Annotated in this window: 8 protein-coding genes; 6 read left to right on the top strand and 2 right to left on the bottom strand. The window is 60.5% G+C overall.

What is annotated here, in order from left to right; translation table 11 throughout:
* From ybeY to lnt, 3 genes are all read left to right on the top strand, one after another.
* Positions 1–188: rRNA maturation RNase YbeY (gene ybeY / locus ACRESD_RS01800; protein WP_431749366.1), on the top strand; the 188-nt coding region annotated here is incomplete at its 5' end.
* 42 nt (positions 189–230) lie between these two features.
* Complete coding sequence (locus tag ACRESD_RS01795) at positions 231–1,070, top strand: HlyC/CorC family transporter (RefSeq protein WP_017735641.1); 840 nt, start codon at positions 231–233, stop codon at positions 1,068–1,070.
* An 8-nt stretch (positions 1,071–1,078) separates the two neighbouring features.
* On the top strand, positions 1,079–2,602 hold the full coding sequence (gene lnt, locus ACRESD_RS01790; RefSeq protein WP_431749365.1) for an apolipoprotein N-acyltransferase: 1,524 nt from the start codon (positions 1,079–1,081) through the stop codon (positions 2,600–2,602).
* Positions 2,603–2,663: 61 nt separating this feature from the next.
* Here lnt and ACRESD_RS01785 read toward each other — a convergent pair whose 3' ends face one another.
* Positions 2,664–3,425, bottom strand: coding sequence for a YdcF family protein (locus ACRESD_RS01785; RefSeq protein WP_431749364.1), 762 nt, complete (start codon positions 3,423–3,425; stop codon positions 2,664–2,666).
* 97 nt (positions 3,426–3,522) lie between these two features.
* Entirely contained in the window at positions 3,523–3,840 is a 318-nt protein-coding gene (locus ACRESD_RS01780) for a hypothetical protein (protein WP_431749363.1), read from the bottom strand.
* Between the two features lie 261 nt (positions 3,841–4,101).
* On the opposite strand from ACRESD_RS01780, the gene leuS reads away from it, so the two are divergent.
* From leuS to holA, 3 genes are all read left to right on the top strand, one after another.
* A complete protein-coding gene (gene leuS / locus ACRESD_RS01775; protein WP_431749362.1) occupies positions 4,102–6,708 on the top strand; it encodes a leucine--tRNA ligase in 2,607 nt (868 codons plus the stop codon).
* A gap of 88 nt (positions 6,709–6,796) precedes the next feature.
* Positions 6,797–7,402 (top strand): LPS assembly lipoprotein LptE, encoded by a 606-nt coding sequence (gene lptE / locus ACRESD_RS01770; RefSeq protein ID WP_431749361.1) that lies wholly within the window; start codon positions 6,797–6,799, stop codon positions 7,400–7,402.
* A gap of 39 nt (positions 7,403–7,441) precedes the next feature.
* A complete protein-coding gene (holA, locus tag ACRESD_RS01765; protein ID WP_431749360.1) occupies positions 7,442–8,479 on the top strand; it encodes a DNA polymerase III subunit delta in 1,038 nt (345 codons plus the stop codon).
* Positions 8,480–8,536: the final 57 nt, after the last annotated feature.

Raw genomic sequence — 8,536 nt, 5'->3', positions numbered from 1 at the left:
AGCGTGAAGCAAAGGAACAGGGCAAGGAACTTGAGGCCCATTGGGCCCATCTAGTCATCCACGGCTGCTTGCATCTCTTGGGTTACGACCATATAGACGATGACGAAGCCGAGGAAATGGAAACCCTGGAACAAACGTTGCTTGCAGAATTGGGTCACCCTGACCCTTATGCAGATGACGAAAACTGATCAACACTTAACCCATACGACAAAGGATTCAGAGTAATCGCTATGAGCGAAGACCGATCGAGCAACGGGCAGAAGTCATGGCTGGGTAAACTGACCCAGGCTTTTGCCCACGAGCCGAAAAACCGCCAGGAGCTGCTGGAGCTGCTGCGCGAGGCCCATCAGAACAAGTTGCTGGACAGCGAAGCGCTGGCCATCGTCGAAGGCGCCATCCAGGTGGCTGACCTGCAAGTACGGGACATCATGGTCCCGCGCTCGCAGATGATCAGCATCAAGGCGACCCAGACCCCGCGGGAATTCCTCCCGGCCGTGATCGACTCGGCGCACTCGCGCTACCCGGTGATCGGTGAAAGCCATGACGACGTCATGGGTGTCCTGCTGGCCAAGGACCTGCTGCCGTTGATCCTCAAGGAGAATGGCGACAACTTCAATATCAAGGACCTACTGCGTCCGGCCACCTTCGTGCCTGAATCCAAGCGCCTGAACGTGCTACTGCGCGAGTTCCGCGCCAACCACAATCACATGGCCATTGTGATCGACGAATACGGCGGCGTGGCTGGCCTGGTGACTATTGAAGACGTGCTGGAACAGATCGTCGGCGATATCGAAGACGAGCACGATGTCGAAGAAGACAGCTACATCAAGCCCCTACCCAGCGGCGACTTCCTGATCAAGGCGCTGACGCCGATCGAGAACTTCAACGAGTTCTTCGACAGCGAATTCTCCGACGATGAGTTCGACACAGTGGGTGGCCTGGTGATGAATGCGTTTGGGCATCTGCCAAAACGTAACGAAACCACCGAGATCGGCGCTTATCGCTTCCGTATCCTGAATGCCGATAGCCGCCGGATTCACCTGATTCGCCTGACTCCTATTGCCCGTTAAGGACTGAAATGCGCCGTCTGATCGCACCCGGCTGGCCCGGTAATTTGCTGGCCGTGCTGGCCGGCGCCATCACTACCCTGGCGCTGGCGCCGTTCGATCTATGGCCGTTCGCATTGGTGGCGGTCGGACTGTTCTATGTCGGGCTGAGGGAGCTGACGCCACGCCAGGCCCTGGGCCGTGGCTGGTGTTTCGGCTTCGGCCTGTTTGGCGCCGGCACTAGCTGGATCTACTACAGCATCCATCATTTCGGCGGCGCTTCGGTGCTGCTGGCCGGTTTCCTGATGCTGCTGTTTACCGCCGCCATTGCCTGGTTCTTCGCCCTGCCCGCCTGGCTATGGGCACGCTGGCTGCGCCGCAATGAGGCACCGCTGGCGGATGCCCTGACCTTTGCTGCGTTATGGGTCGGCCAGGAAGCCTTCCGCGGCTGGTTCCTCACCGGCTTCCCGTGGCTGTACTCCGGCTACAGCCAGCTTGACGGCCCGCTCACTGGCCTCGCGCCACTAGGCGGCATGTGGCTGATTTCCTTTGCCCTGGCGCTGACGGCGGCCCTGCTGTGCAACCTGCCGCGCCTGCTGGCGAGCAAGCGCAATGCCTTTATCGGCGCGGGTCTCATACTGCTGGTTGCACCGTGGGCCATCGGCCTGGCCCTCAAGCACCATGCCTGGACCAGCCCATCTGGAGCGCCACTGAGCGTGGCCGCGATCCAGGGCAACGTCGAACAAAGCATGAAGTGGGACCCTGAGCAGCTCAATGCGCAGCTGGCGCTGTACCGCGACATGAGCTTCAGCTCCAAGCGAGCCGACCTGCTGGTATGGCCGGAAACCGCTGTGCCGGTGCTCAAGGAGTCCGTCGAGGGCTACCTGGGGATGATGGGCAAGTTCGCCGCCGACCGTAATTCCGCGCTGATCACCGGCGTACCGATTCGCCAGGAAGTGCACCATCAGAAGCGCTACTTCAACGGCATCACCGTCGTGGGCGAAGGCGACGGCACTTACCTCAAGCAAAAGCTGGTGCCATTCGGCGAGTACGTGCCACTGCAAGACATGCTGCGCGGGCTGATTGCCTTCTTCGACCTGCCCATGTCGGACTTCGCCCGCGGCCCCTCTGACCAGGCCATGCTTCAGGCCAAGGGCTACCAGATTGCGCCGTTCATCTGCTATGAAGTGGTGTACCCGGAATTCGCCGCCGGCCTCTCGGCCCAGAGCGACCTGCTGCTGACCATCAGCAACGACACCTGGTTCGGCCGCTCCATTGGCCCACTGCAACACCTGCAAATGGCGCAGATGCGTGCCCTGGAAGCCGGTCGCTGGATGATCCGCGCCACCAATAACGGCGTGACCGGCCTGATCAACCCATTCGGGCAGATCACCGCGCAGATCCCGCAGTTCGAGCGCGGCATTCTCTACGGTGACGTGGTGCCGATGCACAACCTGACGCCGTACCTGCAATGGCGTTCATGGCCGTTGATCATTGTGTGCCTGGGGCTGTTTGGCTGGGCGCTGCTGGCGGGCCGGATGGCCAAAACCGTCTGACTGCCATACACCTGACAATGTGGGAGCTGGCTTGCCAGCTCCCACATTTGGATTTGCGGTGTTATCGGTAGAACAACCGGTAGCCTATCTGCCCCACCGCTTCATTGATCAACTGCCCGCTGCGCCATACCGACACGAACTCCGGCATCCAACCGCCCAGCGGTCGGGCGTTGTCAACGCCAAGAAACCCCACCGGCCCCGGCACCACCGTGAAACCGGCCTTTTCGAAGCTCCAGACCGCACGCGGCATATGCCAGGCCTGGGTCACCACCACGACGCGCTTGATGCCCTCAGGCAATAACATCTGCGCACTCATCTGCGCGTTTTCCCATGTGGTGCGGCTGCGTTCTTCCTTCCAGCGCACGGTAACGCCAAAGTCATCTTGCATCGACACGGCCATCAACTCTGCCTCACTGGGCGGCGTGCCGTAGTGCAAGCCGCCACTGGTCAACACCGGCAACCCCGACGCCTTGGCCAACCGCGCGGCGTAACGCTGGCGCTCAAGGCCAATACCCGTGGGCTGATCAGTGCCCCACGCGGGGTCACCACGTTCACGTCCAGAGCCCAGTACCACAATCGCATCGGCCCGTTGAGCCAGGTTTGCCCACTCTTCGCGAGCCAAGGGTGGCTCGGTCTCCAATACATGCGCGCCCCACTGCACCATCACTGGCAGGCTCATCAGCCACATGCCCCCCAAACCCAGGGCAAAGCAGAACCCGGCCAGGCGTGGGCGACTGCGACGAACCCACCAGGCAAACGCCAGCAGCAGCAAAAAAATGCCAGGCGGCAGCAATAATTGTTTGATGAAATAACGAAAAGGCATCGGGCATCTCCAAAGATGCCCGAAGCCTAGATGCAACGGGGTTTAGCGACAATCCTTACCAGCATATTTCGAGAAGACCAGCAGATGACGCTGTGCTTCATTTGCACCGCACGGCCCGAAGTTTTTCAGTACTTCGACTGGCGGACACGTCCTTCAACCAGATGATCTTGGCCGAACGTGACGGCTCTTGGGACGGCAGGGAAGCCTGCCCAGGAGAGACGCGTTGGTGATTCAATTCCAGGTAGCGCTTGATCAGTTCAAGCTCTGCCTGGCTCAAGCCTCGCAACTCCAGCTCCAGAGGCCGTTCATCACGCAATCGGCCTGCGGTTTTTGCAGCATCCAGTGCCCGACCCAAACGGTCGATCAGTCCTTCATACAATTGCGGTTTCGTTAAAGTTCGCTGCGATTCAACCATCCCCTCACCTCATTGAAGAAATACTTGCTCCCCAATAAACAGCGTAGTCCCCATGGCTGTGCCTGCCCGGCGCCGCGACAGACGGCCTCGACCGCGCAATCAGGGTTTCCCTCGATAGAGTGGGGTCATGTATGCTACGGCGCTTCCTGTAACTCCACTTCCCGCAGGGTTTGGGCACGGACGCGCCGCTGTTTGGTGTCGATCAACCTGAATGTTGCACCGAAGAGGATTAGGCCACCCCTATTCAGTTCAAAAGTAGCCATGCACGAACAATATCAGCCCCGTGAAATAGAAAATGCCGCCCAAACCTTCTGGGACGAGCAAAAGTCCTTTGAAGTCAGTGAACAGCCAGGCAAGGAGACTTACTACTGCCTATCGATGTTCCCTTACCCCAGCGGCAAGCTACACATGGGGCACGTGCGTAACTACACCATCGGCGACGTCATCTCCCGCTACCAGCGCATGCTCGGCAAGAATGTCCTGCAACCCATGGGTTGGGACGCCTTCGGCATGCCGGCAGAGAACGCCGCGATGAAAAACAACGTGGCTCCAGCCAAGTGGACCTACGAAAACATCGCCTACATGAAAACCCAGTTGCGCAGCCTCGGCCTGGCGGTGGACTGGTCTCGCGAAGTGACCACCTGCAAGCCGGACTACTACCGCTGGGAACAATGGCTGTTCACGCGCCTGTTCGAAAAAGGTGTGATCTACCGCAAGAACGGCACCGTGAACTGGGACCCGATCGACCAGACCGTACTGGCCAACGAGCAGGTCATCGACGGCCGTGGCTGGCGTTCCGGCGCGCTGATCGAAAAGCGCGAAATCCCGATGTACTACTTCAAGATCACCGCTTACGCGGATGAACTGCTGTCGAGCCTCGACGACCTGCCGGGCTGGCCTGAACAGGTCAAGACCATGCAGCGCAACTGGATCGGCAAGTCCAAGGGCATGGAAGTGCAGTTCCCGTACAACGTCGATTCGATCGGCGAAGCGGGCGCACTCAAAGTCTTCACTACCCGTCCGGACACCCTGATGGGCGCAACCTACGTTGCCGTGGCCGCCGAACACCCGCTGGCCACCCAGGCTGCGCTGAACAACCCTGAGCTGCAGGCCTTCATCGCCGAATGCAAAGGCGGCAGCGTGGCTGAAGCCGACGTCGCCACCCAGGAGAAAAAAGGCCTGCCGACCGGCCTGTTCGTCGAACACCCGCTGACTGGCGAGAAGCTGCCGGTATGGGTCGCCAACTACGTATTGATGCACTACGGTGATGGCGCAGTAATGGCTGTGCCGGCCCACGACGAACGTGATTTCGAGTTCGCCACCAAATACAGCCTGCCGATCAAGTCCGTGGTGCGTACCAGCTCGGGCGACACCAACCCGGCCCCGTGGCAAGACGCCTACGGCGAGCACGGCACGCTGATCAACTCCGGTGAGTTCGACGGCCTGGATTTCCAGGGCGCGTTCGACGCCATTGAAGTCGCCCTGATCAAGAAAAACCTCGGTGCCTCGCGCACCCAGTTCCGCCTGCGCGACTGGGGCATCAGCCGCCAGCGCTACTGGGGCTGCCCGATTCCGATCATCCACTGCGAAAGCTGCGGTGACGTGCCGGTGCCGGAAGACCAGTTGCCAGTAGTACTGCCAGAAGATGTCGTGCCGGACGGCGCTGGCTCGCCGCTGGCGCGCATGCCCGAGTTCTACGAGTGCGCTTGCCCGAAATGCGGCCAGCCTGCCAAGCGTGAAACCGACACCATGGACACGTTCGTCGAGTCCTCGTGGTACTACGCCCGCTACGCCTCGCCGCACTATGAGGGTGGCCTGGTGGAAAAAGCCGCGGCCGACCACTGGTTGCCGGTGGATCAGTACATCGGCGGCATTGAACACGCCATTCTTCACCTGCTGTATGCGCGTTTCTTCCACAAACTGATGCGCGACGAAGGCTTGGTGAGTTCGGATGAACCGTTCAAGAACCTGCTGACCCAAGGCATGGTGATCGCCGAGACTTACTATCGCCGCGAAGCCAATGGCGCCTACACCTGGTTCAACCCGGCGGACGTCGAGCTTGAGCGCGACAGCAAAGCCAAGGTGATCAGCGCCAAGCTGAAATCCGACGGCCTGCCGGTAGAAATCGGCGGCACTGAGAAGATGGCCAAGTCGAAGAACAACGGCGTCGACCCACAGTCGATGATCGACCAGTTCGGTGCCGACACCTGCCGCCTGTTCATGATGTTCGCCTCGCCGCCCGACATGAGCGCCGAATGGTCCGACTCCGGCGTCGAAGGCTCGCACCGCTTCCTCAAGCGCGTCTGGCGCCTGGCGCACGCCCATGTCAGCCAAGGCCTGCCGGGCAAGCTGGACGTGGCAACCTTGAGCGATGAGCAGAAAGCCATTCGCCGAAGCACTCACCTGGCTATCCGCCAAGCCAGCCAGGATGTGGGCCAGAACCACAAGTTCAACACTGCCATCGCCCAGGTGATGACCCTGATGAACGTGCTGGAAAAAGCCCCGCAAGCCACCGAGCAGGACCGCGCGTTGATCCAGGAAGGCCTGGAAACCGTCACCCTGCTGCTGGCGCCGATCACGCCGCACATCAGCCACGAACTGTGGAGCCGTCTGGGCCACAGCGGTGCTGTCATTGACGCCAACTGGCCGAAACAGGATGACAGCGCCCTGGTACAGGACACCCTGCAACTGGTGATCCAGGTCAACGGCAAACTGCGCGGTCAGATCGACATGCCGGCCAGCGCCAGCCGCGAAGAGGTCGAAGCGGCTGCACGGGTCAACGAAAACGTGCTGCGTTTCACCGAAGGCCTGACGATCCGCAAAGTGATCGTGGTGCCTGGCAAACTGGTCAATATCGTCGCTAGCTAATCGGATCGGACGCGGGGCTTGAGCCCTGCGTCGAACAAAGCCTTCAGGGCCTCGATAAGGCCCACATGGTTTCAAGGGGAGCAACAAAATGATCAAACGCAACCTGCTGGTAATGGGCCTTGCCGTTCTACTGAGCGCCTGCGGCTTCCAACTGCGCGGTACCGGCACCAATGAGCTGACCCTCAAGGAACTCGACCTCAGTGCCCGCAACGCCTACGGCGAAACTGTGACGCAGTTGCGCCAGACCCTGGAAAACAGCGGCGTGCACGTCTACAACGGTGCGACCTACAAACTGTTCCTGGCGGACGAGCAAGAAACCCAGCGCAACCTCAGCTACGCCAGCGCCGGTCGTTCGTCGGACATTGAGCTGAACACGAAAATTGTCTATGAGCTGCGTGGCCGCGATCAGTTGCCATTGATGGGCGACAAGATTGAAGTGCAGAAGGTCGTCAGCCACGATGGCAACAACCTGGTAGGTTCGGACTCGGAAATTATCCAGGTCCGCAAGGAAATGCGCCGCGAGCTGGTCCAGCGCCTGATGGTCCGCCTGCAACAGCTGACCCCGGAAAAACTGGCCGCCCTGCAACAGACCGCCGACAACAAGGCCAAGGCTGACGCTGACGCCCTGAAAGCGGCAAAAGAGTATGAAGACAACACGCCGAAACAATCGCCTGTTGAAGTCCCTGTCGAGTAAAGCATACGGGGCGCCACTGGCGCCCCGTTCGACCTGCCTATGAAACTCGCCCCCGCTCAACTCGCCAAACACCTGCAAAGTGGTCTCGCGCCCGTCTATATCGTCAGTGGGGATGACCCGCTGCTGTGCCAGGAAGCCGCCGACGCTATCCGTGTAGCCGCGCGCCAGCAGGGTTTCGATGAACGCCAGGTGTTCAGCGCCGACGCCAGTTTCGACTGGGGAACGTTGCTGCAAGCCGGTGCGAGCATGTCGCTGTTTGCCGAAAAACGCCTGTTGGAACTGCGCCTGCCTTCAGGCAAGCCCGGCGACAAAGGTGCGGCAGCCCTGATGGAATACTGTTCACGCCCTGCCGAAGACACGGTCTTGCTGATCAGCTTGCCCAAACTCGACGGCAGTGCGCAGAAGACCAAGTGGGGCAAGGCGTTAGTGGAGGGTCCGCAGACCCAGTTCATCCAGATCTGGCCAGTGGACAGCAACCAGTTGCCGCAGTGGATTCGTCAGCGCCTGTCCCAATCGGGACTGTCAGCGACCCAAGACGCTGTTGAGCTGATCGCTGCCAGGGTCGAAGGCAACCTGCTTGCTGCCGCCCAGGAAATCGAAAAGCTCAAGCTGATGGCCGAAGACGGGCAGATCACTGTCGAAACCGTACAAGGCGCGGTGGCTGACAGCGCGCGCTTCGACGTGTTCGGGCTGGTGGATGCAATCCTCAATGGCGAACCCGCTCACGCCCTGCGCATGCTCGAAGGGTTGCGCGGCGAAGGGGTGGAACCCCCAGTGATTCTCTGGGCCCTGGCCCGGGAATTGCGGGTGCTGGCCAATATTGCCCTGCAATACAGCCAGGGGACACCGTTGGACCGAGCCTTCAGCCAAGCCAAGCCGCCTGTGTGGGACAAGCGTAAACCCCTGATGAGCAAAGCCCTGCAACGGCACTCGGCGCAACGCTGGGCGCAGCTTCTGTTGGAGGCGCAACGCATCGACGCACAGATCAAGGGCCAGGCCGCTGGTTCGCCGTGGATGAGCCTGAGCCGTTTGTCGTTGTTGATGGCCGGACAGCGCCTGTCACTGCCTGCCGAATAACCCCTCCCTCAAAAACACCACAGTCCAATGTGGGAGCGGGCTTGCTCGCGAATGCGG

The organism is Pseudomonas sp., from assembly GCF_050739995.1.
In the GTDB taxonomy this organism is placed as follows: domain Bacteria; phylum Pseudomonadota; class Gammaproteobacteria; order Pseudomonadales; family Pseudomonadaceae; genus Aquipseudomonas.
The sequence above is the reverse complement of the archived record's forward strand: the minus strand, read 5'-3'. Positions and strand labels throughout refer to the sequence as shown.

What these genes read in the sequence shown, in the direction of transcription:
- ACRESD_RS01795 (WP_017735641.1), top strand. Translation starts at nt 231, where the DNA reads ATGAGCGAAGACCGATCGAGCAACGGGCAGAAGTCATGGCTGGGTAAA.
- lptE (WP_431749361.1), top strand. Translation starts at nt 6,797, where the DNA reads ATGATCAAACGCAACCTGCTGGTAATGGGCCTTGCCGTTCTACTGAGC.
- ACRESD_RS01785 (WP_431749364.1), bottom strand. Translation starts at nt 3,425, where the DNA reads ATGCCTTTTCGTTATTTCATCAAACAATTATTGCTGCCGCCTGGCATT.
- lnt (WP_431749365.1), top strand. Translation starts at nt 1,079, where the DNA reads ATGCGCCGTCTGATCGCACCCGGCTGGCCCGGTAATTTGCTGGCCGTG.
- leuS (WP_431749362.1), top strand. Translation starts at nt 4,102, where the DNA reads ATGCACGAACAATATCAGCCCCGTGAAATAGAAAATGCCGCCCAAACC.
- ACRESD_RS01780 (WP_431749363.1), bottom strand. Translation starts at nt 3,840, where the DNA reads ATGGTTGAATCGCAGCGAACTTTAACGAAACCGCAATTGTATGAAGGA.
- holA (WP_431749360.1), top strand. Translation starts at nt 7,442, where the DNA reads ATGAAACTCGCCCCCGCTCAACTCGCCAAACACCTGCAAAGTGGTCTC.